The sequence below is a fragment of the Gilliamella sp. B2969 genome (assembly GCF_026536195.1).
Lineage (GTDB): Bacteria > Pseudomonadota > Gammaproteobacteria > Enterobacterales > Orbaceae > Gilliamella.
This window is the reverse complement of record NZ_JAFNOP010000012.1, coordinates 73,432-96,604: the sequence shown is the minus strand read 5'-3', so window position 1 is coordinate 96,604 and position 23,173 is coordinate 73,432. Positions and strand designations below refer to the sequence as shown.

Here is a 23,173-nt window from a genome sequence, read left to right as displayed (position 1 = left end):
CAAAGTATAGCACCTTAGTAAAATTTAACTACCGATTAACGGCTATTATTTGTAAAGAATGGTAAATGAATAGGGAATGTTATTAATTTCTACTTATACGTTATTTAGCTAAAATTGCGAGAAAGTGGAAAAATAGACTTAAGTCAGTAACGTTCTTGTCATGCTTATTAACCTTAATATATAAAGGCATTAAAGCCATATTACCGATGCATGCCATTATTGAAGCCAAACTACCTGGCTGTGTTATTCGATATTGTACTTGATTTAATACTTGTGAAAGTTGATTGATAAAAAAGCGAATTGATAGACCTATTCGAAATAGTTTTTAAATATAAATCAATTTTTAACTGGATTGATATTAGCTAGCTTGGTGCCAGTGGTCGGACTCGAACCGACACGCTTTTAAGGGCGGCGGATTTTGAATCCGCTGCGTCTACCAATTTCGCCACACTGGCACTTAATGTGTAAAGAAGTAAACGTTGGCATTATACTAAGCTTTACAATATCTGCAACAGTTATTCTTGCAAACTGTTTTAGTTGCCTAAAATTCCAACTATTACCGACGTTTCCATGCTGGAAGTTTTTTTAAGATTATATAAGCGGTTTGCTTAGCAACACAATAGTCTATATTATGATTTTTTGCATAACGTAATGTGACTTCTTGCCATTTTTCGTCAAACGTTTTCATACTACCATCTTGATGTGCACAGTGTTTACAATAATTTTTAGACATATCGTGCAATGGATAATCACCAATAGTTGTCATTGGCATTCCACAAGCAATACACATTTTCATAGCAACATCTCGTTTGAATGATTAAAGAATTAAAAATTTTATTTTCAACACAATGTTGAAAATGCTACTCCGAGTTTAAGTCGATTACAAGACACCGTGAAGCAATAGACAATAAAAATAAAATTAAGTGATTTAATATAATAGTTAGGTCTTATTGTTAATAAAGATATAATTAGTTTAGGCAAAAAAACATATTTCCTATCTTAATCAATATGTTAGACATTAAAAATTATTTTTAACAAAATATAATTCAGCCATTACTAACTCTGTTAGCAATAGTTACTTTTTATTTGATCATCTCAATAAAATCATAAGAAAATTTAATTCAAAGTTTAGTCAGCAACGATAACCGAATTTGAAGATTGATGATATTTATCAATCAAGATCAGAAATTAATTAATGATCTTTCAAACCTAAACCTTTACTTAATACTTTAAAGCAATCATCACAATCATGTGTCGCTGCTTGTAACAAGGTTTGCGTTGGTGCATGAATAAGTTTATTCGTCAATTTATGCGAAAATTCAGCAAAGACTTCATCTATATTGGCACCTTGCTTAATGGCATTAAGTGCTTTATATTCTAATTCTTTCTTAATATGTTCGGCATTAGTACGATATTGCTTAACAAAATTAACAGCCTGCCTAGCTTTAAGCCAATCGATAAATTGTTCAGCTTGTTCTTGAATAATATATTGCGCCTGCTTGGCCGCAATTGAGCGCTGCTGTAAATTACTTTCAACCGTTTTTTGGAGATCATCAATGGTATAAAGATGAACATGATTAAGTTGATTAATCTCTTCTTCTACATCACGAGGAACAGCTAAGTCTATAAATAACATTTTGCGGTTATTTCTTGCTACCAATGTCCGCTCAACCATACCTTTACCAATAATAGGTAAAGGGCTTGCCGTTGAACTGATTACAATATCAACATCTTTAAGTCGATTGGCAATATCTGGTAATGAAATAATTTCTGCATCAATTAGCGAGGCAAGTTTTAATGCTTTTTCACGGGTACGATTTGCAACAATAACATGATTAAAACCGTGCGGCTTTAAGTACCGAGAAATAAGCTCGATGGTCTCTCCTGCCCCAACTAACATCACATTTAATTGTGGAGTATCAGTAAAAAGGTTTCTAGCAATTAAACAAGCAGCATAAGCAACAGAAGCAGTATTAGCACCAATATTGGTTTCACTACGAACGGTTTTGGCAACATGAAAAATTTTTTGAAATAATTTTTCTAATGTTAACGACAAACAATGATTTTTTTGCGCCTGCATATACGCAGCTTTTACTTGTCCTAAAATTTGTGGTTCACCAATAATCATGGAATCGATGCCACTTGCAACCGACATCAAATGTTCAACCGCTTGTTGACCTTCATACCAATAAATGGCGTTTTGATACTGAGCAATATCAACATGATGAAATTGACCTAACCAAATCTCAACAGACTGTTTTAATTTTAGAAAATCAGTATCATGCTCGTAACTTAAATAGATTTCTGTGCGGTTACACGTAGACACAATAACACACCCTTCAACTAAAGGATGTTGATAAAGGCTATATAATGCTTTATCCACAATTTCATTGGGAAAAGCGATTTTTTCCCTTAATGAAAGTGGTGCAGTTTTATGGTTAACACCTAATATTGTAATTGACATTGCTTTGTTTCTATTATGAGTGATATAACGATATTATTAAGCGTTTTATTATTTTTATTATACATAAAAAAACAATAAAGGTTAATTACAGTTACTTTTTCTTATTCTAACGATTTTCAGTTATAATAAATTTATATTAGGCAATTTTAATGGGCTAATTCATGACTAAAATCAATTATCTATTTATTATCGTTTTATCTTTGTTTATGACTGCTTGCCAAGTCAGCCAACAACAAAACTCGACATCTATTGTAAACCAATGGCAAAATCATCAGCACGATCTTGAACAGATAAATACGTTTCAAGTTAATGGAAGTATTGCTCATTTCAGCAACAAAACCCGTAGTTATGGTCGCTTTTTAATTCACCAACAATCAGATGATCGTTTCGACATAAAATTGACCACACCTGTTGGAACTAGCATCTTGAGCCTAAAAGTAGAACCTAATTATGCACAACTTATTGATAAAGATGGTAATAACTATAATGGCAATAATATCGAAGATTTGATGAGTAAGGTGTCTAACGTTAATATTCCACTAAACTCCCTTCATAATTGGTTAAAAGGTTATTCTAATAATAGTTCTGCCGATAAATTAGATAAATCAGGCAGATTAACCGCGACTGAATTTATACAGAATAATAATAAATGGCAGTTAAAGATTGCGAGTTACTCAACGTATACTTTTAGAAATAAAAAAATTGATCTACCATCGTCAATTGAGCTAAATCATAATGATGAGCTTATTCGTTTAAAAATTAGTAACTGGATCTTACGATAGTAGGTAATCATAATGAAACAGTGGTTATCGCCTGCAAAGCTGAATTTATTTTTATATATAACGGGTCGCCGCCCAGATAATTACCATAATTTACAAACGCTGTTTCAATTTATTGATTTATGCGACAGCCTCACTTTTAACTTGCGTAAAGATAATAAAATTAATTTATTAACGCCTTTTGATAACGTTCCTTATGATAAAAATTTAATCGTTATTGCTGCACAGTGTTTAAAAAACTATACTCAACGCCTCGATCTAGGCATTGATATTACCATCAACAAGAAAATACCTATGGGTGGAGGGCTAGGTGGCGCCTCATCAAATGCAGCCACAGTATTAGTTGCGCTCAATGAGTTATGGCAACTCGCTTTACCAATAGAAACATTAATTACTCTAGGACGAAAGCTTGGCGCAGATGTGCCTATTTTTATCTATGGGCACGCGGCATTTGCTGAGGGAATTGGTGACCAGCTACAATCTGTTGATTATCAAGAAAATTGGTATTTAATTACTTACCCCAATATTGAGATTTCGACAGTCGAAATCTTTAATGATCCCGGACTAAAACGTGATACTCCTGTTCGCACTATTGAGCAACTGCTTTCTCAACCATTCGAGGCGTTCAGCAACGATTGCGAAAATATTGTCGGTAAACGTTATCCTAAAGTACATCAAATTATTAGCTACCTATCGCAATTTGCGCCGACCAAACTGACAGGTACTGGAGCTTGTGTATTTAGCTTATGTCACTCGCAGCAGCAAGCGCAAGAAATACAATCAACACTTAATAAGTTTTCGGTAGAAAGTTTTATTACGCGATCGCTAAATACCTCACCGTTATATCAATAGTTATCTATAATTTTAGAGAAGCATCGGTTAAAAATACCTTAACTTTCACAATAAGGTTAAGGTTTATTCAAAAAAAATTCGGTTTAAAAACACCATTGTTAATTTTTATTGCTTGACCGATTCAACGGGAATAATAAATAGATGTTTATCATAATATTCAACGCAATATAATCCTTCATAGCTGGTATAGCCTTGCTCGTTCAATTTGGCTTTTAACCAATCTTCATTTTTATCAATCGATTGTAACGCTTCATCATTTGGTTTTTCGTTTTCAAGAACAATAACAGATATATCCTTATCACCTTTTTTCACAATAGTTAGCTGACCATTAGGCTCAAGAATTGCTTTTTCAACAGCATTAATAGTAAAAATATTTTTCATCCTTAATAATACTGCAAAGCTAGCAAAATCAATATTTACACCAGCAAAAGCATCTAACTTAATTTTACCTTTATCCATTAATATAATTGGATTACCGACAATAAAAGCTTTTGCATTTTGACTTCTTTTCTTCAGATAATTAGAGGTATACATAATAGTTGTCCACATCAACAACACCACTAAAAAATCAAACACTGTTAATTTAGGATTATAAATAATACCACCTGCAATACCACCTAAAATCATATTACCGATAAAATCAATACTCGACATTTGAGATAACGAAGTTTTTCCGGTTATTTTTAAAAATAAAATTATACAAATAAAAACAACCAATAATTTAAATGCAATAACTAAAAAATCATGATAATTCATACTTGTATCACCCCTATAATGATATTGCCAAAATTACACAATCAATGAAAAAGTTATTCAGCTTAAAACAGAGTTTTAAAGCCGAATTTCACTTTATTTTTATAACCTTCGCTATCAACTGAAAGAAGTAAATTTAATGATCAATTAAGATGCGTAATGACACCCCATTTTATTGCAAGCTGTTCTTTATTTGAATTTGGTAACCAATTATTAATTTCATCCATTAATTTTTTATTATTCAACTGTACCATGTAAGCTTTATAACTTTCGGTACCTTCGAATGGCTTAACTGTCGCTAAACATAAGACATTAGGCTCTTTGTTTTCATAATAATGACCTTCGATCAGATCTGTCACCATCATATCAGCGGTTTTATCACGTAACGCTTGAAGATTATCAATATTATTTTTTACACGAATGATGTGTGCAGTATGAATATTTTGATTTACAAAGCTTTCATTGGTCCCACCAGGGTTAACGACAACTTTAACATTAGGTTGGTTAATGGCGTCTAAATTTGATAATTGAGGTGCCATATCACATGCGGCTAACGCAATCTTACCATTAGGAACGACTTGGTCAGATAGTAAAAATTTAGCTGCACGATCTTTGGTGTAGGTCACGCCACCCATTGCAACATCATACTTATCAGCAGCTAAATCTTGGGAAAGTGTGGGCCAGCTTGTAATATAAAATTCAGGTGTAACATTTAATTTTTTAGCTAAATCTTTTGCCATATCAATATCAAAACCAACCAACGAATTTTGATTATCATAGAAAGCAAGTGGTGCATAATCAGCAGGCACACCAATTCTAATTGTTTTTGAGCTGATGATTTCATCATAAGTACGCGCTTGAGCAAGTCCTGAGCAAAGCAATAATGCCATAATGGCAGTTAACTTTTTCATCTAATTATTCCTTTTAATAACCTATTAGATCCAAATAAAAACATAAATAAGACAAATTAAATCAATTAATTTCATCTAAAAAGATTTAATTTCAATAGTTAATTTACTTTAACATTACTATTAGATTGGATATTAAGCCATTTAGCAATCAATTTTATCGATATCTGAGGTGATTTTATTAACCACGCGCTAAAAGAGAGTTATTCATTTTTCGGTTGGCAACACCAGTTTATTTTTACCATGCTAGTAAAAATACAGCCACTGTGATTAAACAGGGAAAACCTATAGCAGGCTCATCAAAAACGGGATTCAAATCTAAACTTATTACCCAGCACGACTGCAAAAAAGATTCATATGATATTGCTGTTTTTTTTATGGCAACTTAGCGAGCTCGAAAACCTAAATTTGAAAATATCAAATTCACGTAACATCTACATTATACTCAACACCCGTTCTATCCTTGGAAACATATCGACCAACTAAAAACGTAAATCAATCCCCTGAACAAATTGTCGAAGTGCTAGAATTAGTTAATTAAAATAACAAAAAAATTTTAAATGTGTTATTAACACGATGATTTAAAATAAATAACAGTATTAGTTTTCATACATACCAACGCCTCTATCATATAAATAAGGTACTATGCAACTCTTCCGATTAAAATTTTACCAATAACTCACTCGATACACGTTTATTATTTACCAAGTCGTTTTGACTATACATAAAAATGATGAAAAGTGCGTCTTCACCGCATCATAATCAAGATATTGTTTTGATATTCCACTAACGACACAACTTACTTCTATGTCTGTTTACAAGAATTCATAGATTAACCAATGTTAGAGGGCGAGTTTAAACAACTTCTAAGACGACTTAAAACTTGCTATAAATGAACATATCCAACAAACGGTTTAACAATTTTTACAAGCCCCCAATAAAAATCAACCACCTATAAACTACAAACAATGAATAATGCACGTGCTATCGGTGCAGTTGCAAATGCCAGTGTTTTTTAACTGCGTATCAATAATTACACCTAATCATCGAGTAATAGTCCCAAATAATAAACTTGTCGGATGTGGTGGATTAAAAAGAAAACGTTGGTACATTGAACATAAAAAAGTCATTTACATAAATAATATTAACAATATAAGCTTCGCAGATTAAACCAAGTCACCCAGAATAAAATCAACAGCTATTCTGACAGTTAGATAATGATCTTGCCTACACCATAACTAATAAATGAATAGTTTATCTACATATATTTATCGGCATTATTTCACGATTGCCTTTTGATTATTGCCAGCATTGAGCGCAAAGGTATATAATAGAAGATTAGCCATTGTTATAGAAAAATGTAGAGAACATCTAACATGACTCATATACAAGAAAAACTTACACTGATTAAAAACAGTATTATCACTATTCCAGACTATCCTAAAAAAGGCATTTTATTTCGCGATATTACCAGTTTATTGGAAGATCCTATCGCGTTTAAGGCGTCTGTCGATCTATTAATTGATCATTATAAAGATAAAAAAATCGATAAAGTTGTGGGTACTGAAGCGCGAGGCTTTATCTTCGCTGCACCCATTGCATTAGCTTTAGGTGTTGGTTTTGTGCCGGTTAGAAAACCAAAAAAGCTACCGCGTCATGTATTTAAAGAAGAATATCAACTTGAATATGGTACCGATACGCTCGAAATTCATTCCGATGCGATCAAATCGGGAGAGCGCGTATTGATTATTGATGATCTGTTGGCTACGGGTGGCACAGTTGCAGCGACAGCAAAATTAATACAACGATGTGGTGGAATTGCACAAGATGCCGCTTTTGTTATTAACTTACCTGATTTACAAGGCAAAACCAAATTAACTCAAGCTGGAATCAATTGTTTTACACTCATTGATTTTGAAGGAAAGTAATCCACCTTTATAGTAGGGCGAAACTTTCGCCCTATTGCACTTGTAGCGTCCCATCTTTTTATCAATGTTATCGTAGAAAATCAAAATAATTTTTTATCTATTGCACCTGCTCAAAAAAACACTTATCGATGCAACATTCTGGACTGGCTATCGATTCCAAAGGGATTATTATGCTATTGGAATAGATATCAAAAGCAATATCAATTGTTGAAAATAACCTTGTTATGCATAATAAATTAGTTAATACCCCCCCTACAGAACAAATACTCAATGAGATAGTTCAAAACATACCCTGTTACATTACAAACAATCAACCAATAAGACATCTATTTACCAATTGAGGGCAGTTGAATCAATTAACAAAGTGCCTGGCACTATCTTTTCTGAAAAAGTTGTTGATAAAAGTGTTGTCATCGAGCCACTTAAAGTCATCGTTTATGCGCCTTTTGGTGGTAGAGAATGTGAGCTATTTCATACCAAACACGCCATGAGTTTAACATCCAAATTAGGTATTAAATTACTGATTCATATTGGACAAGAAACAGTCGCACTGGAAGTGCAAATAGTTTAACACACTTATCAATACTGGCGACAAAATCAAAAAAGGCGATAACTTATTTAACACGATATCAATAGCTTAAAAAAGAAGAATATAATTAATTTGTTAACATCAATTGCGATAACCAACCGTAATAATTTTATGACAATTATAATACCCTTAGCCAACAATGATTAGCCATGATCGATTAATGATGCTATCAAAGCAAAGCTAAGCTAAGGATCACAAAACCAAGCACTCAAATAACAAAATTGTTACGTTTTATCATTAAAAAACCCGTCAAAGTCACAATCGTAAACTTCATTACTGACAAACAAATAAAATAATTGCATAAAAAATCACATTAATACTTGATTAAGCGCTTAATGTGAATTATTATTCAAAAATAAAGCATAATTATTAAAAAAGGAAATAAATAGAAAATGAAAAAATTTAGTCATATTATTGCCAGAACACCCGCTAAATCACTAATTAATGGGCTAACGTCAGCTAATTTAGGTAAACCCGATTATCAAAAAGCCTTGGATCAGCATAATGATTACATTCGCGCTTTACAGCAATGCGATGTTGACATCACCATTCTTCCCGCTGATGAACGTTTTCCTGATTCTGTATTTGTTGAAGATGCCGTACTTTGTACGCCGCATTGTGCAATAATCACAAGACCGGGCGCTGAAAGTCGACGAGATGAAACAACTATCATTGCCGATACCATTGAACGTTTTTATCCAAATAAAGTCGAAGCCATTACAGCGCCGGGAACGGTTGAAGCTGGCGATATTATGATGGTTGGTGATCATTATTATATTGGTTTATCGGCGCGTACCAATCAAGCTGGTGCCGATCAAATGATTGCCATATTAAAAAAATATGGTATGACAGGATCGGTTGTCACTTTAGAAAAGGTTCTCCATTTAAAAACAGGCCTAGCCTATTTGGAAAATAATAATTTACTTGCAGCAGGCGAATTTATCACTAAGCCGGAATTTCAACACCTTAATATCATTGAGATCCCTGAACAAGAAAGTTATGCCGCTAACTGTATTTGGGTTAATGATCGCGTCATTATGCCAGCCGGTTATCCGATCACAAAAGCAAAAATCGAAGCATTAGGCTATCAAGTCATTGAAGTCGATACCTCTGAATATCGAAAGGTTGACGGTGGCGTCAGCTGTATGTCATTACGATTTTAATGTTGATGTATTAAATGACGCTATTTTTAACCCTTTAAAAAAGATAACAACATGAATACACCTACAAAAACAAAACTTGGTATTTTGCCACTAACCTTGTTAGTGGTAGGCAGTATTGTTGGCAGTGGTATTTTTAGTTTGCCGCAAAATATGGCCGAAGCATCGGGGGCTGGTTCGATTTTAATTGCTTGGGTAATAACCTTAATTGGCATGTTAATGCTAACACGAATCTTTCAATATTTGTCGATTCGATTTTACAAGATCAATGATGGATTATACGGTTATGTCCGTGAAGGTTTTGGTGATTATATCGGCTTTAATGCAGCATGGGGATATTGGATATCCGCCTGGATGTCTTGTGCCAGCTATTTAGTCATTTTATTCAGTGCATTAGGCTCGTTTGACTGTTTGCGTTTTTTTGGCAATGGAACCACATTGCCTGCTGTCATGGGTGGTTTGGTCTTTTTATGGATTGTCCATACTTTTATTTTAAAGGGAATTTATCGCGCATTTTTATTAAATTGTTTAGTCACATTGGCTAAAATTGTGCCCATTGGTTTGTTTATTATTTGCGTGATTCTTGCATTTAAAATCGATACCTTTAACACCAATTTTTGGGGAACACCACAATTAGGATCGGTCATCGATCAGGTCAAACATACCATGCTTTACACGGTATGGGTTTATTTAGGTATCGAAAGTGCGACGGTTTATGCGTCACGGGCAAAAACAATTTTAAGCATTAGCCGAGCAACCTTTTTCGGCTTTGCAATCACTAGCCTATTATTAGTATGTGTTTCGGTTTTATCGCTAGGAATCGTACCCCAACAAGAACTTGCCGAAATGAAAAATCCATCCATGGCTTGGGTGATCGAACGAGTGGTTGGCAGTTGGGGAGCGACATTTATAAATATTGGTTTAATTGTTTCGGTCAGTGGTGGGTTACTCTCTTGGTTATTACTTGCAGCCGAAATGCTATTTTTAACCGGACATGGTAACAGACACACTGTACCGAGTTATTTTGGTAAGATCAATAAAAACGGCACGCCTGTTAATGCATTGTGGCTAACTACCGCGCTAATTAGTGTTTTAATCATTCTTGCCCACTTCTATCAATCTGGCTATAACACCCTAATTCAACTCTCAACGTCAATGGTACTAATCCCCTACTTACTTTCGGCGCTATTTGTTTTTAAATTGGCGGTTAAACAACGAAAAACCGACTTAATTTTTATTGGTAGTATTGGTTCAATTTATGGATTTTGGTTGATTTATGCTGGAGGCATTGTTTACTTATTGCTCTCTATGATTTTATACAGTGTAGGTTTATTATTTTATCTCTATGCACGAAAACAACGATCACTCCCAGCTTTTAGTTTTTTACACGACAAAATCTATGCCTTAACTATTGTCATATTAGGGATGACTGCAATTCTATATTTTTATATGTAAAGCTATTAAACGAATTATCAAGCGTTATTTTCGAAACAGATAAAAATCGACCAATAAAGCTCGAAAATCATCGGAATAGCGCCCATCCTCATCTCGCATACAAAGATGCTGTTCCAAAACAGCATCACAAGGCTGAAAAGCAAAAGTCATTAATGACAAAGAAAAGGATTTGTTGGCAGAGTACTTAACTTTGAGTTCTTGCTGTAAATATAAATGATTAGACTTTGCTAATAACTTAAATTGATTGGATAAGTGATAAGGCAAAACCAAACAAAACCTACCCGTTATGCTTAATAACCGTTTTACAACATCAAGCAGCTGTTGATAGCTCAAACTTTCAGTATAGCGAGCCAGTTGCCTTTGGCGATCACGGCAATCAACGGCAGATTCAAAATAGGGAGGATTGGTAACAATCAGATCATAACAACCAGATGACTCTATTCTAAATTGATTTATATCTCCCTCAATGGCGTTAACCTTGCTAAAATCAGCAGAAAAGGCATTTTGCTGACACTGGTTTACAGCCTGTTTATCAATATCAATAGCATCAATCTGACAATCACGATTAATAAGGCGCGCGGCTAACATTAAAGCAATCACACCACAACCCGTGCCAATATCAAGTACCTGTTTAGGTGCATGTGTAATCGGTGCCCAGGCGCCTAATAAACAACTATCGGTTGTGACTTTCATTGGGCTTTTATCATGAGCGACAAAAAAATGTTTAAAGGTAAAACCACCTTTTTTGAGTGATAAATGATTATTTGGCATCAAGACTCTTTTTGAATAACGGTTTATTCGAAGCAATAGCATCAGCCCAACGCGTCGGTTCAGGCAAACGATAACCACGTAAACATAGATTAACCCATTTTAACGCACTATCTTGGCTAACACGATGACCAGATGAGATGAATAGTGGATTACAATTATTTTTACTTTGTAACACCCAACCAATTTGTTGTTGCTTATCAACTAATGGGGTAACTTGACCTGCTATTTTAGCGATCGGCGAAAATTGACCACATAGGCGTTTTTTTGCCACACCAATAGTTGGCATATCTAACAATAATCCTAAATGGCTGGCAATACCCAAACGCCTTGGATGCGCAACACCCTGACCATCGACCAACAAAAGATCCGGTTTATGCTTCACTTGCTGCCAAGCGCTAAGTAAAGCGGGATATTCACGAAACGATAAATAACCGGGAATATAAGGAAATTCAGTTTTTAAGCGTGCAATATGATACTCAACTACTTTAAAATCAGGATAAGTTAAAATGACAATAGCCGCTCGCGTGACATTACCGTCATCTTCAAATCCAACATCGGTCCCCCCCACTAACTTTATTGCGGGATTAAAATCATCAACCATTTTTACCTGATTGGCTAAGCGTTGCTGGGATTGCTTTAATTGTGCTAAATTGATAGACATTTTTATTCTGCTGGGTATTATTATCGGCAATAAAGTGATTTTAACAGAATTAGTATGCCATATACATTAACAAATCCAGTTGAATTGACTGAAGAAATAAAAAAAAGCCGTTTTATCGTCAATGCTGCGCCCGTCATCACTGCCGATCAGGCAAGCCAATTTATTGAACAAGTTAGCGATATTAATGCTACACACAACTGCTGGGCATGGAAAATCGGTCAACACTACCGCTTTAATGACGATGGCGAACCCACCAGCACCGCAGGTCGCCCAATTCTATCAGCAATTGAAGGACAGGATTGTGATCAAGTCGTGGTAGTGGTTACGCGCTATTTTGGTGGCATAAAATTAGGTACAGGTGGATTAATTCGTGCTTACGGTGGCAGCGCCAGCCACTGCTTACAACAAGCCCAGTTGATCGAACTCATAACCCGTATTCCTCTGCAATTTCACTGCTACTATAACGAATGGCCGATTATTGAAAATCGCCTAAAAGAACTTGATGCCATTATCGAACATCAAGATTTTGACGCCGAAGGCGTAGAAGTTAGCTTAGCAATCACCCAAGATAAAATAACAACATTACAAAAAAATATCAGTGATATAACACGTGGTAGAGTTTTGATAGAGGAATAACATTCTGAAAATGTTATGTTACTATTTTTTATGATTTAGGACATTAATGGTTTGACGATGTTGAGGTTGATACTAAAATGCCCACTTTACTTCAACATCTAAGAAAGGATTGTTTCTATTTATTAAGAAATTCGTTTCTTTCATTCTTAATTTTTTGAAAAAGATTTTTTTGTTTGGTTTTGGGCGTTAATGATTTTATGAATTTTCTTTTAAGTGAAAACACCCAAGTTGGGAGATTTGTGCAAAATCCCCGAAGTTACCTGTATCATCTAAGAGACTTACCGCTTCGAGTCCACCATCAGTGCAAATTTTTTCCGTAAAAATTTTCGCCCACACAGTGCTAAAAAGAGGTCTGCAAGGTGCCTTGGTCTTCGTTTCGTGTGGTTCACTGATTTGTTGCTAACAAAGTCGTGTTGCCAACCATCCCTATTTGGCATACACCGCGCGCGGTTGTCGGCACTTTATCATTGCGTAAATATTAACTTTAATAAACCCACCGGATTATTTATCCATTTTTATTTTTGTATTGGTGAATGAAAATTTTAGATCTTTTAATAAGATTCTGTCATTTTAGGAACGCTATACAACAACGCACGCCTGTCATTGAATTTTTGAGTAAGCTTTTAGTCTGTTTAACTACCTACACGGCAGTGAACCCTGTGTAATTAGGTGGCGCTTGAGATGTAGATTTCTAAACTACCTACACGGCAGTGAACATAATGTGGATTCACAAACATGCGAATATCGATTTCTAAACTACCTACACGGCAGTGAACTAAACGGCAAAATTGAGGCAAAAAATGTTATATTTCTAAACTACCTACACGGCAGTGAACGTGAGCGACTAAATCACTCCTAGCCCCGACAATTTCTAAACTACCTACACGGCAGTGAACTAGCGTGTCGATTACTATAAACTTTGTTTGGGCAAAGGTAAATAGTGTTTTGGGTGGTTCAAACCCTTTTTTTTGATGAATTTGTAATTTATTGATTTTATTTGATTTAAAACAAGGTCAAAAAAAAGGGTTAAAAACTCGCATAAATTTGGATTAGGTAGAATTTCGGACGTAAATAGTTTAATGTTTTTTCATAACGATAATTACGTCCAAAAGCTAGACTAACCCAAAATCCCCCATGTCTACCTAAACTCAACCAGATCACCAATTTGTTGGCTAAGGATTATCATCAATTCGAGTATTTGTCGATCGCCATGAATGAACATATAAAAGGTATCTAAGCGCGGGTAGAATTTTTTCATTTCTTTGCCTTTTGGTGTTTCGGCTGGGCAAAAGTTGAAAGAGAGTACTTCATGCGTTACCATAATACACATAAAGTCATCCCAGTAGAAAACCCCTTCCATGTCCATTGCTTTATAATAGAAGCCTTCTTCATAAAAAGCACAGTATGACTCACATGGCCATTGTGCATTTTTGTAAAGTTTTTTTAATCGTCTTATTTCGGTAAAGACCGCAATATAATGACTAATTAAAGAGAACACCATACCAATTCCAAAGAGCATAATAATAAATGCCACACTAGTCATCATTTTCATTGGCAGACCAAATGTTGCCGTAATTAAAACAACGAGGATAAAAGCAACGATCGATCCACCTAAACATAAAAACCTTTTTTTAGGGAGAAACATGTGGTGAATCATTTTAGCAATTTTGGGGAGGATTTCATCGCGTGATTCTAATTTAAAATGGCGATCAAATAAAAATGTTGCCTGTTCAGGATCAAAAGCAATATAGGGTTCTTTTACCTGTTTTTTCATTATTTTTTCCTTATTACTATTTTATTTAGATTTTAATTGTCTTTTTTGTAAAAAATCAAAATATTTTCCATAAAATAATATTATTTTGCGAAAATGGCTATTGAATTTTTTGACTGGTTGTTCTGTTGACTAAAAAATATAAACAATTTAATCGTTATATAACGATTATTTACTGCGAAACTCTTTGTTGTAAGCAATCATCTTGAAAAGTATTTTTGTTCATTTTTTCAGTATAGATTAGTACAATTCACTAGTTGCTTGATATAGATAATCTCATTACAATGATGTGAAAATAGTTTTTAATAATTGAAAATATGATCACCTACCGCGATGCCACTTTAGCTGATTTACCTTTTATCGTTGATGTCTACAATTCAACCATTGCTAGCCGCATGGTCACTGCCGATACTGAAACTGTTTCAGTACAAAGCAAAGTGGCATGGTTTGAACAACATAATCCTCAAAACCGTCCGCTTTGGTTAATTCAATACCATAATCAACCATGCGGTTGGGTTAGTTTGTCATCCTTTTATGGACGACCCGCCTATAATAAAACAGTCGAAATTAGCCTTTATATCCATCAAGATTTTCGTGGTCAACAAATTGGGCAAAAAGCCGTTGAGCACATTGAGGAATTTGCTCAAAAAGTAGGAATAACCGCTATTATGAGTTATATCTTTGGTCATAATATTCCAAGCTTAGCGTTGTTTAAAAAAATGCAGTATCAACAATGGGGGCTATTTCCTAATATTGCAGAGCTTGATGGGATCAAACGTGACTTAATTATACTTGGTAAGCGATTGTCCTGATTTTCATCACTGCTTATTATTCCCTACTGTTATAAAGGATCTTTTTTTAATGCGCATAGTCAATGTATTAAAAATACTTACATCACAAGCTAAAATCACAAATGTTTTAATAATGTTAAATGTGGGTTATTTTGTGGTATCACGATTATTAGGTTTCACTACATTAACCTATATGACTGATGAACAATTTCTTATTCTTTGGGGAGCAGATAATGCGGAATTAACCTTATTTTACCATGAATATTGGCGCTTATTTACCAGTATGTTTGTGCATGCTGATTTGACACATTTAGTAATGAACATGCTTGCCTTATGGAGCGTAGGCCCTATTTTAGAAAAACGCATACCAGCTTTTGTGTATATTGGCATCTACTTGTTTTCCGGTTTGTTTGGTAACTTAATCAGTGACTTTTTTTTACTTTATCAACATGTGGTTAGCTGCGGTGCGTCGGGCGCCATTATTGGTGTTATTACCTCACTATTAGCTTATAGTTTAGTATTTAAAACTAATTTCGAAGAGATGCCAATCAAAGCTATCTTAATTAGTTTAGTCTTAACCGCAGGACTGGGATTGTTACCGTCTATTAATAATATTGCCCATGTAGCGGGCGCGATTAACGGATTTATCATAAGCTTTGCTTTCTTTACTTGTCTTAAATTGGCCCATTATCCAAGTAAATTAGGCATGATACTGCTTTTAACTTTACTTGTAATTGTAGCGGTTATATTCGTTTTATTGGTCTATGAATTAACCCCATATGAAGAGTTATTTTACAAATATCTGGAGCTATATCATAAAAATGACTGAAAAAAAGCGCGAATGATTCATTTCATACCGCGCTTTTGTAATGAAAGTAAATCGCTAAAAACTATTTAAAATACGAGCTGGATCAACTTTACAAGCTCGCTTAGCAGGATAATAACTTGCAACTAAGCTTAATAACATGGCTGTAACAAATACTATTGTGACATCGGTAAAATGAATTTCTGAGGGTAAAAAATCGACAAAATAGATATGGCTATTTAAAATTTTATGTCCCATCAGTGATTCGACTACTTTCATAATATTTGTTAATTGCCATGCAATTACAACACCTAATATTACGCCCATTAAACTCCCAATCAATCCAGAAATAATGCCATACCAAATAAAAATATGTTTGATCAGACCATTGGTTGCACCAAGCGTTTTAAGTATAGCAATATCACGTTGCTTATCTTTCACAGCAATAACAAGTGTAGATACAATATTAAAACAAGCAACGCCAATAACCACAATCATCGCCAAATACATGATTTGTCTTATCATCTGAATATCTCGGTACATAAAGCCAAATGAGTTTTCCCAACTATTAAAAGACAAATTCATATCCAAACCCAATGCAGCTTGAGCAATAATACGGCTTGCATCGAATACTTTATCGACATTAACCATAACACCCGTGACACTGTCACCCATGTCTAGCAACTTTTGTGCATCAGCTAGAGGCACTAAAGCCACATTGTTACTTAAGCTACCACTCAAATCTAAAATACCAACAACGTGTAAACGTACGCGCTTTGGTTGTTTAAGTTGAGTTGAGCCATTGGTTGATACTGGAAGCAATAACGAAACCCAGCTGCCCTCTTTAATTGATAATGTTTTGGCTAATCCTGCACCAATAATCACCTGTTGACTATCAGATTTAAATTCTTGCCATTTGTTATTCAATACAAATTTAGGCAGCGCACTTGTTTGGCTTTCTTGTTCAGGATCGATACCTTGCACTTCAACCGCCCCAAGTTTGCTACCATTTTCAATCAAACCAGTAAAATTGACAAAAGGCACTGCTGAAACAATATTCTTATTTTCTTTTAACTCCTTTTGCACCTGACGCCATTGTTCTAAATTGCCATATTGTGGATATAATTGTCCATGCGGAACAACGGATAAAACACGATTATGTAATTCGCGTTCAAAGCCATTCATCGCACTTAAACCAATTATTAAAGCAGCAATGCCAATAGCAATACTCAGGGTTGAGATAATCGAAATTAAAGATAACATGCCACTTTTACGACGACCTTTTCGAAATTTAATAGCCGTCAATAATGATAAATTCATAGTTAATTTTCCAGTAACGGTTTGTCTGACTCACAATTACTCAACAATTGCCCATCGCTCATAGTTAACTGTTTATCTAATTTTTTTGCCAAACTTAAATCATGCGTGACAACTAAAAAAGCGGTGCCATGTTCACGATTTAAACGAATTAACAAATCAAAAATAGTATCGGCAGTTGATTTATCCAGATTTCCTGTTGGTTCATCAGCCATCACTAATGCAGGATTATTGATTAATGCGCGACCAATAGCGACTCTCTGGCGTTCCCCACCCGAAAGTTCAGCCGGTCGATGATCTGCCCGCTTCACCAAGTTAACCGATTCTAACATTGCCATTGCCCGTTTTTTAGCTTCGTTAGCTGAAACACCGCCAATTAATAACGGCATCGCCACATTTTCAAGTGCAGTAAAATCCGGTAAAAGGTGATGAAACTGATAAACAAAACCAATTTCTTGGTTACGTAAATGCGCTTTTTGCACTTCAGACAATTGATTAAGCTGTTGTGATTTAAAAAAGATTTCGCCAGATGTTGGCTTATCTAAGCCACCAAGTAAATGTAAAAGTGTACTTTTCCCCGATCCTGAGCTACCAATAATAGCTAACATATCGCCACGATAGATATCAAATGATACATTTTTTAACACTTCGGTCACCATTTTGCCTTCTTTATAGGTTTTATAAAGATTTTTAGCGCAAAGTAGTCTTTCTGAATTATTCATAACGTAAAGCCTCGGCAGGTTGAATATTGGCTGCACGATAAGCAGGATAGATAGTTGAAATTAGCGATAACATAAGCAATCCAATAATAATAAATATAATTTGTGATGGTTCAACCAACGAAGGTAACTCAATACCTGCAAATGATAATCCCAAAACTTGCATAAGTTCATTTAAATTCAAAGCAAGAATTAGACCAATAATACTGCCTAATAACGTCCCCATCACGCCCGAACTGGCACCTTGAATAATAAAAATCAGCATAATTTTAAATCGTGATAATCCTTGAGTTTTCAGGATTGCAACTTCACCTTGTTTTTCCATCACTAATAAACTTAACGAAGTGATGATATTAAATGCAGCGACAATAACAATTAAGCTTATCAATAATCCCATCACATTCTTTTCCATTTTTATCGCTTGAAATAACTCCCCGCGTTTGGCACGCCAATCATTAAATATCAAACCATCGGGTAAAGGCGTATTTGTTACCGCTGCGATATTTAGAGGGTTATCTAAAAATAGACGCCAGCTTGTAATCATATTAGCGGGATAACGTAACAGATTTCTTGCATCGGATTGGTTAATATAAATTAGCGCTTGATTGATATCATGATTGACCGAAAATAACCCAACAATATTGAATAAACGCTGAGAAGGGATGCGCCCTACTGGGGTAATTTGGCTGGCATCGGTGACCATTAAACGAATTTTATCACCGACTGTCACCCCTAATTGATTTGCTAATGTCTGCCCTAAAATTACGTTATATTGCCCAGCTTGTAGATCAGCTATCGAGCCACTATAAATATAATCATTGATAGGATCTTCATCTTCCGCTGTAATTCCCATTAATGTGCTTACGGTAATACTTTGTTCACTTTGTAATATTACATCGCCAGTCACTAATGGTGTGATTCGATTGACGCCCTTAATGCTATTAAAAAGCGTACTTGGTGTAAGATTAGGATCGATTCGACCTTGCGTTGAAGTAATTTGTGCTTGAGGAAAAAATTTCAAAATACTATTTTGCATTTGATTTTCAAGCCCATTCATTACCGACAACACGACAATTAAGCCAATCGAACCTAGCATAATCCCTATCATCGATAACCACGAGACAAAACGACCAAAGCCATCTGTTTTTTGACCATAAACATAGCGTAAGCCAATATAAAAAACTAATGGGCGAAATATTTTTGACATAAACGTTTATATTACCTAAAACTTTTAATAAAGTTTACTCGTTAAGTAGAATTTGCTTATCATACAGGATTAAACAGTTATAGAAAACAACCACGTAATTACGCTATAATCCTTCGATAACTTTTTTTGATATCAAAAAAAATTCCTATGCCTAAAACAATCAATCTATCAACACTTATTCCACAAAAACCTGGGGACATAAAACACTGTGGTCAGCTTATTGGCTCAGCTTTATCACTATTTTGTGCGCAAGCAATTCAAGCTCATAACGGATTAGTGGTGATTATTACCGATGATATGCAGCAAACCTCACGCATACACGAAGAACTAAAACAATTTTCGCCCTTTCCGTCTATTTTTTTCCCAGATTGGGAAACCTTACCTTATGACAGTTTTTCCCCACATCAAGACATTGTATCGGCACGCTTATCTTGCTTATATCGCCTTGGTCATTTAACCAAAGGTGCTCTGATCTTACCAATTAATACATTAATGCAAAAAGTTTGCCCGCAAAGCTTTTTAGGTGGGCATGTATTCATGATGAAAAAAGGTCTGCAGATAAGCCGTGAACACCTACGTTTACAATTAGAAAATGCGGGTTATCGCTCAGTAAGTCAAGTAATGGAACATGGTGAATATGCCACACGCGGCGCATTATTTGATATTTTTCCAATGGGCAGTGATAAACCTTATCGTATTGATTTTTTTGATGATGAGATTGATAGCATTCGAACTTTTGATGTTGAAAGCCAACGCACTTTTGAAGAAATTGAGCAAATTCAACTGCTACCTGCACATGAATTTCCATTTGATAAAGCAGCTATTGAGCTATTTCGTAGTCAATGGCGTGAACAATTTGCAGTAAGACTTGAGCCAGAAAGCATTTATCAGCAAGTCAGTAAAAACATCCTACCAACAGGTATTGAATATTGGCAAGCGTTATTTTTTAATGAGCCGTTGGTGCCGCTGTTTTCATATTTTTTAGATAATACTTTGATTATTAATACGGCAAATATTGAACAGTTTGCCAATAAATATTGGCAAGACATTAATCAGCGATACGAAAGCCGCCAAGTTGATCCAATGCGTCCACTATTATCACCCTCGGTTATTTGGTCTAAAACCGATGAAATATTTGCGCAATTTAAACATTATCCGCGACTTATTGTAGCAAACGAAGCCTTGAGTCAATCAACTAAAAATATTAACTTACCTTTTAGTGCATTGCCTGATGTTGCAATACAAATTCAACATAAAGATCCTTATTTTCATTTTGAACAATTTAATAAAGAGTTTGCGGGTAAAATTATATTTTCGGTCGAATCAGAAGGACGTAAAGAAGCGCTTCAAGAAATACTTGGTCGTCTACGTATTTATCCCACAACAATTACCCAATTAGATCAACTAGACAATATAAATGATCGCTTTTGTGTCATCGTTGGCGCAAGTGAACAAGGGTTTATAGATTTACAGCACAATTTTGCGTTTATTACTGAAAACGAATTGCTAGGACGACGAATTATCCGCCGTAAAAAAGAGTCGAAACAATCAATCAATACTGATTCTTTAATTCGTAGTTTAGCTGAATTAACACCGGGTAAACCTGTGGTACATTTAGAACATGGGGTTGGACGATATGCAGGATTAACCACACTTGAAACCGGTGGTATTACAGCAGAATATCTAATTTTACTCTATGCTAACGAGACTAAACTTTATGTACCTGTTTCGTCGCTGAATCTAATTAGTCGTTATTCAGGCGGCGATGAAGAAAACGCGCCCTTAAATAAACTGGGTACCGATGCGTGGAGTAAAGCACGGCAAAAAGCGGCTGAAAAAGTCCGCGATGTGGCAGCTGAATTACTCGATATCTATGCTGAGCGTGAAAGCAAACCTGGTTTTGAATTTAAACAAGATCGTGAACAATATAAACTCTTTTGCGAAGCTTTTCCTTATCAAGAAACGGAAGATCAACAAAATGCCATTGGTGCTGTTATTGGTGATATGTGCTCCCCTTATGCTATGGACAGATTGGTATGTGGGGATGTAGGATTTGGAAAAACCGAAGTTGCCATTCGAGCGGCTTTTTTAGCGGTAATCAATCATAAACAAGCCGCTGTTTTAGTGCCAACAACGCTATTAGCACAGCAACACTACGAAAATTTTTGCGATCGTTTTGCCAATTGGCCAATACGTATTGAAAGTTTATCGCGTTTTAAAACAGCAAAACAGCAACAAGCGGTAATTCAAGCACTGGCTGAAGGCAAAGTAGATATTGTCATCGGCACACATAAATTACTGCAAGAAGACGTGAAATGGAAAGATTTAGGCTTACTTATTGTTGATGAAGAACATCGGTTTGGGGTTCGACAAAAAGAGCGGATCAAGGCTATGCGAGCCAATATTGATATTTTAACATTGACCGCAACGCCAATTCCTAGAACGCTTAACATGGCAATGAGTGGTATGCGCGATCTCTCGATTATTGCAACGCCACCAGCGCGCCGTTTAGCTGTAAAAACCTTTGTCCGGGAATACGACGATTTAGTTATTCGTGAAGCCATTTTACGAGAAATTTTACGTGGTGGTCAGATCTACTATTTACATAATGATGTATCAGATATCGAAGCTGTTGCTGAAAAACTAGCCGAACTGGTCCCGGAAGCCCGAATTGCAATTGGTCATGGACAGATGCATGAACGCGATCTTGAAAGAATAATGAATGATTTTCATCATCAACGATTTAATCTTCTAGTCTGCACAACTATTGTCGAAACAGGTATTGATATTCCTAACGCCAATACCATTATCATTGAACGTGCAGATAAATTTGGTCTGGCACAATTACACCAACTGCGCGGACGCGTTGGACGTTCTTACCATCAAGCTTACGCTTATCTGTTAACGCCGCACCCTAAATTACTCAGTAAAGATGCTAAAAAACGGCTTGACGCTATCGCCACATTAGAAGATCTAGGTGCAGGTTTTGCCCTCGCAACGCACGATCTTGAGATTCGTGGTGCCGGTGAATTGCTCGGCAGTGATCAAAGTGGGCAAATTGAGACCATTGGCTTTAATTTGTATATCGAATTGCTTGAAGATGCCGTTAAATCATTAAAAGAAGGTAAAGAACCAACACTTGAATCTTTGCTGAATAATCAACAAACCGAGATAGAATTACGCTTACCAACATTAATTCCTGATGATTTTATTCCCGATGTTAACACACGTCTATCCCTGTATAAACGTATCGCAAGTGTCGATGATTTAGATGAGTTAACCGATATTCAAGTGGAAATGCGCGATCGCTTTGGTCAATTACCCGATGCTGTTTTGTTTTTATTAGACATTACTAAAATTCGTCATCATGCAAGCCAACTTGGCATTACTAAAATTGAATTGGGTGAAAAAGGCGGTTTCATCGAGTTTGGCCCTAACAATAAAATTTCGGTCGATTATTTAATAGAAATGATTCAAAAAGCGCCAAAAAATTATCGCCTAGAAGGCACAAATCGATTAAAATTGTTGAAATCAGAATTACAACGTCTTGAACGTATTGAATATATTAAAAATTTATTGGTTGATTTTGCTAAACATCAAGCTTAAC

20 protein-coding genes, 1 tRNA gene and 1 CRISPR repeat array are annotated in these 23,173 nt (G+C 35.3%); of the genes, 10 read left to right on the top strand and 11 right to left on the bottom strand.

Annotated features, from left to right (window positions below):
* Positions 1–368: 368 nt before the first annotated feature.
* From J3U66_RS11300 to hemA, 3 genes are all read right to left on the bottom strand, one after another.
* A tRNA-Leu gene (locus J3U66_RS11300) sits at positions 369–455 on the bottom strand.
* 101 nt (positions 456–556) lie between these two features.
* Positions 557–796 carry a zinc ribbon domain-containing protein gene (locus J3U66_RS11295; RefSeq protein WP_267349043.1) on the bottom strand — a complete coding sequence of 80 codons (240 nt, stop codon included), beginning with the start codon at positions 794–796 and terminating at the stop codon, positions 557–559.
* A gap of 396 nt (positions 797–1,192) precedes the next feature.
* Positions 1,193–2,464, bottom strand: a complete 1,272-nt coding sequence (gene hemA / locus J3U66_RS11290; protein ID WP_267334258.1) for a glutamyl-tRNA reductase — start codon at positions 2,462–2,464, stop codon at positions 1,193–1,195.
* Positions 2,465–2,625: 161 nt separating this feature from the next.
* On the opposite strand from hemA, the gene lolB reads away from it, so the two are divergent.
* Positions 2,626–3,246 carry a lipoprotein insertase outer membrane protein LolB gene (gene lolB, locus J3U66_RS11285; protein ID WP_267349041.1) on the top strand — a complete coding sequence of 207 codons (621 nt, stop codon included), beginning with the start codon at positions 2,626–2,628 and terminating at the stop codon, positions 3,244–3,246.
* A 9-nt stretch (positions 3,247–3,255) separates the two neighbouring features.
* Positions 3,256–4,095, top strand: a complete 840-nt coding sequence (gene ispE / locus J3U66_RS11280; protein WP_416379742.1) for a 4-(cytidine 5'-diphospho)-2-C-methyl-D-erythritol kinase — start codon at positions 3,256–3,258, stop codon at positions 4,093–4,095.
* 105 nt (positions 4,096–4,200) lie between these two features.
* Here ispE and J3U66_RS11275 read toward each other — a convergent pair whose 3' ends face one another.
* Both J3U66_RS11275 and J3U66_RS11270 read right to left on the bottom strand, forming a co-directional pair.
* Positions 4,201–4,851, bottom strand: coding sequence for a DUF421 domain-containing protein (locus J3U66_RS11275; protein WP_065634602.1), 651 nt, complete (start codon positions 4,849–4,851; stop codon positions 4,201–4,203).
* Between the two features lie 140 nt (positions 4,852–4,991).
* Positions 4,992–5,759 carry a transporter substrate-binding domain-containing protein gene (locus J3U66_RS11270; RefSeq protein WP_267349037.1) on the bottom strand — a complete coding sequence of 256 codons (768 nt, stop codon included), beginning with the start codon at positions 5,757–5,759 and terminating at the stop codon, positions 4,992–4,994.
* A 1,373-nt stretch (positions 5,760–7,132) separates the two neighbouring features.
* Here J3U66_RS11270 and apt point away from each other — a divergent pair.
* From apt to J3U66_RS11250, 4 genes are all read left to right on the top strand, one after another.
* On the top strand, positions 7,133–7,684 hold the full coding sequence (apt, locus tag J3U66_RS11265) for an adenine phosphoribosyltransferase (protein WP_267349036.1): 552 nt from the start codon (positions 7,133–7,135) through the stop codon (positions 7,682–7,684).
* A gap of 337 nt (positions 7,685–8,021) precedes the next feature.
* Positions 8,022–8,255 (top strand): PTS glucose transporter subunit IIA, encoded by a 234-nt coding sequence (locus J3U66_RS11260; RefSeq protein ID WP_267349035.1) that lies wholly within the window; start codon positions 8,022–8,024, stop codon positions 8,253–8,255.
* A 410-nt stretch (positions 8,256–8,665) separates the two neighbouring features.
* Positions 8,666–9,436 (top strand): dimethylargininase, encoded by a 771-nt coding sequence (gene ddaH / locus J3U66_RS11255; protein WP_267349033.1) that lies wholly within the window; start codon positions 8,666–8,668, stop codon positions 9,434–9,436.
* Positions 9,437–9,487: 51 nt separating this feature from the next.
* Entirely contained in the window at positions 9,488–10,888 is a 1,401-nt protein-coding gene (locus J3U66_RS11250) for a basic amino acid/polyamine antiporter (RefSeq protein WP_267334251.1), read from the top strand.
* Positions 10,889–10,912: 24 nt separating this feature from the next.
* Here the strand turns inward: J3U66_RS11250 and J3U66_RS11245 are convergent, their stop codons facing one another.
* Entirely contained in the window at positions 10,913–11,659 is a 747-nt protein-coding gene (locus tag J3U66_RS11245; RefSeq protein ID WP_267334250.1) for a tRNA1(Val) (adenine(37)-N6)-methyltransferase, read from the bottom strand.
* A complete protein-coding gene (gene nfi / locus J3U66_RS11240) occupies positions 11,649–12,314 on the bottom strand; it encodes a deoxyribonuclease V (RefSeq protein ID WP_416379741.1) in 666 nt (221 codons plus the stop codon). Before nfi ends, J3U66_RS11245 begins: the two co-directional genes overlap by 11 nt.
* A 60-nt stretch (positions 12,315–12,374) precedes the next feature.
* Here nfi and J3U66_RS11235 point away from each other — a divergent pair, with 60 nt between their 5' ends.
* On the top strand, positions 12,375–12,956 hold the full coding sequence (locus tag J3U66_RS11235) for an IMPACT family protein (protein WP_267349030.1): 582 nt from the start codon (positions 12,375–12,377) through the stop codon (positions 12,954–12,956).
* Positions 12,957–13,583: 627 nt separating this feature from the next.
* A CRISPR array of direct repeats spans positions 13,584–13,852; the repeat unit is 29 nt; unit sequence ATTTCTAAACTACCTACACGGCAGTGAAC.
* Between the two features lie 242 nt (positions 13,853–14,094).
* On the opposite strand, the gene J3U66_RS11230 is transcribed toward J3U66_RS11235, so the two are convergent.
* The gene (locus J3U66_RS11230; protein WP_267344062.1) at positions 14,095–14,730 is read right to left on the bottom strand and encodes a hypothetical protein; all 636 of its coding nucleotides are present in this window, start codon (positions 14,728–14,730) and stop codon (positions 14,095–14,097) included.
* Between the two features lie 314 nt (positions 14,731–15,044).
* On the opposite strand from J3U66_RS11230, the gene J3U66_RS11225 reads away from it, so the two are divergent.
* Both J3U66_RS11225 and J3U66_RS11220 read left to right on the top strand, forming a co-directional pair.
* Complete coding sequence (locus tag J3U66_RS11225; protein WP_267334246.1) at positions 15,045–15,539, top strand: GNAT family N-acetyltransferase; 495 nt, start codon at positions 15,045–15,047, stop codon at positions 15,537–15,539.
* Positions 15,540–15,588: 49 nt separating this feature from the next.
* A complete protein-coding gene (locus J3U66_RS11220; RefSeq protein ID WP_267349028.1) occupies positions 15,589–16,347 on the top strand; it encodes a rhomboid family intramembrane serine protease in 759 nt (252 codons plus the stop codon).
* A gap of 54 nt (positions 16,348–16,401) precedes the next feature.
* Here the strand turns inward: J3U66_RS11220 and lolE are convergent, their stop codons facing one another.
* The 3 genes from lolE to lolC are packed head-to-tail and all read right to left on the bottom strand — an operon-like array spanning position 16,402 to position 19,557.
* Entirely contained in the window at positions 16,402–17,643 is a 1,242-nt protein-coding gene (gene lolE / locus J3U66_RS11215) for a lipoprotein-releasing ABC transporter permease subunit LolE (protein ID WP_267334244.1), read from the bottom strand.
* Between the two features lie 2 nt (positions 17,644–17,645).
* A complete protein-coding gene (gene lolD, locus J3U66_RS11210) occupies positions 17,646–18,362 on the bottom strand; it encodes a lipoprotein-releasing ABC transporter ATP-binding protein LolD (protein ID WP_267349027.1) in 717 nt (238 codons plus the stop codon).
* Positions 18,355–19,557 carry a lipoprotein-releasing ABC transporter permease subunit LolC gene (lolC, locus tag J3U66_RS11205; RefSeq protein WP_416379668.1) on the bottom strand — a complete coding sequence of 401 codons (1,203 nt, stop codon included), beginning with the start codon at positions 19,555–19,557 and terminating at the stop codon, positions 18,355–18,357. The genes lolD and lolC overlap by 8 nt, the downstream gene beginning before the upstream one ends.
* A gap of 156 nt (positions 19,558–19,713) precedes the next feature.
* Here lolC and mfd point away from each other — a divergent pair, with 156 nt between their 5' ends.
* A complete protein-coding gene (gene mfd, locus J3U66_RS11200; RefSeq protein ID WP_267349026.1) occupies positions 19,714–23,172 on the top strand; it encodes a transcription-repair coupling factor in 3,459 nt (1,152 codons plus the stop codon).
* Position 23,173 lies beyond the last annotated feature (1 nt).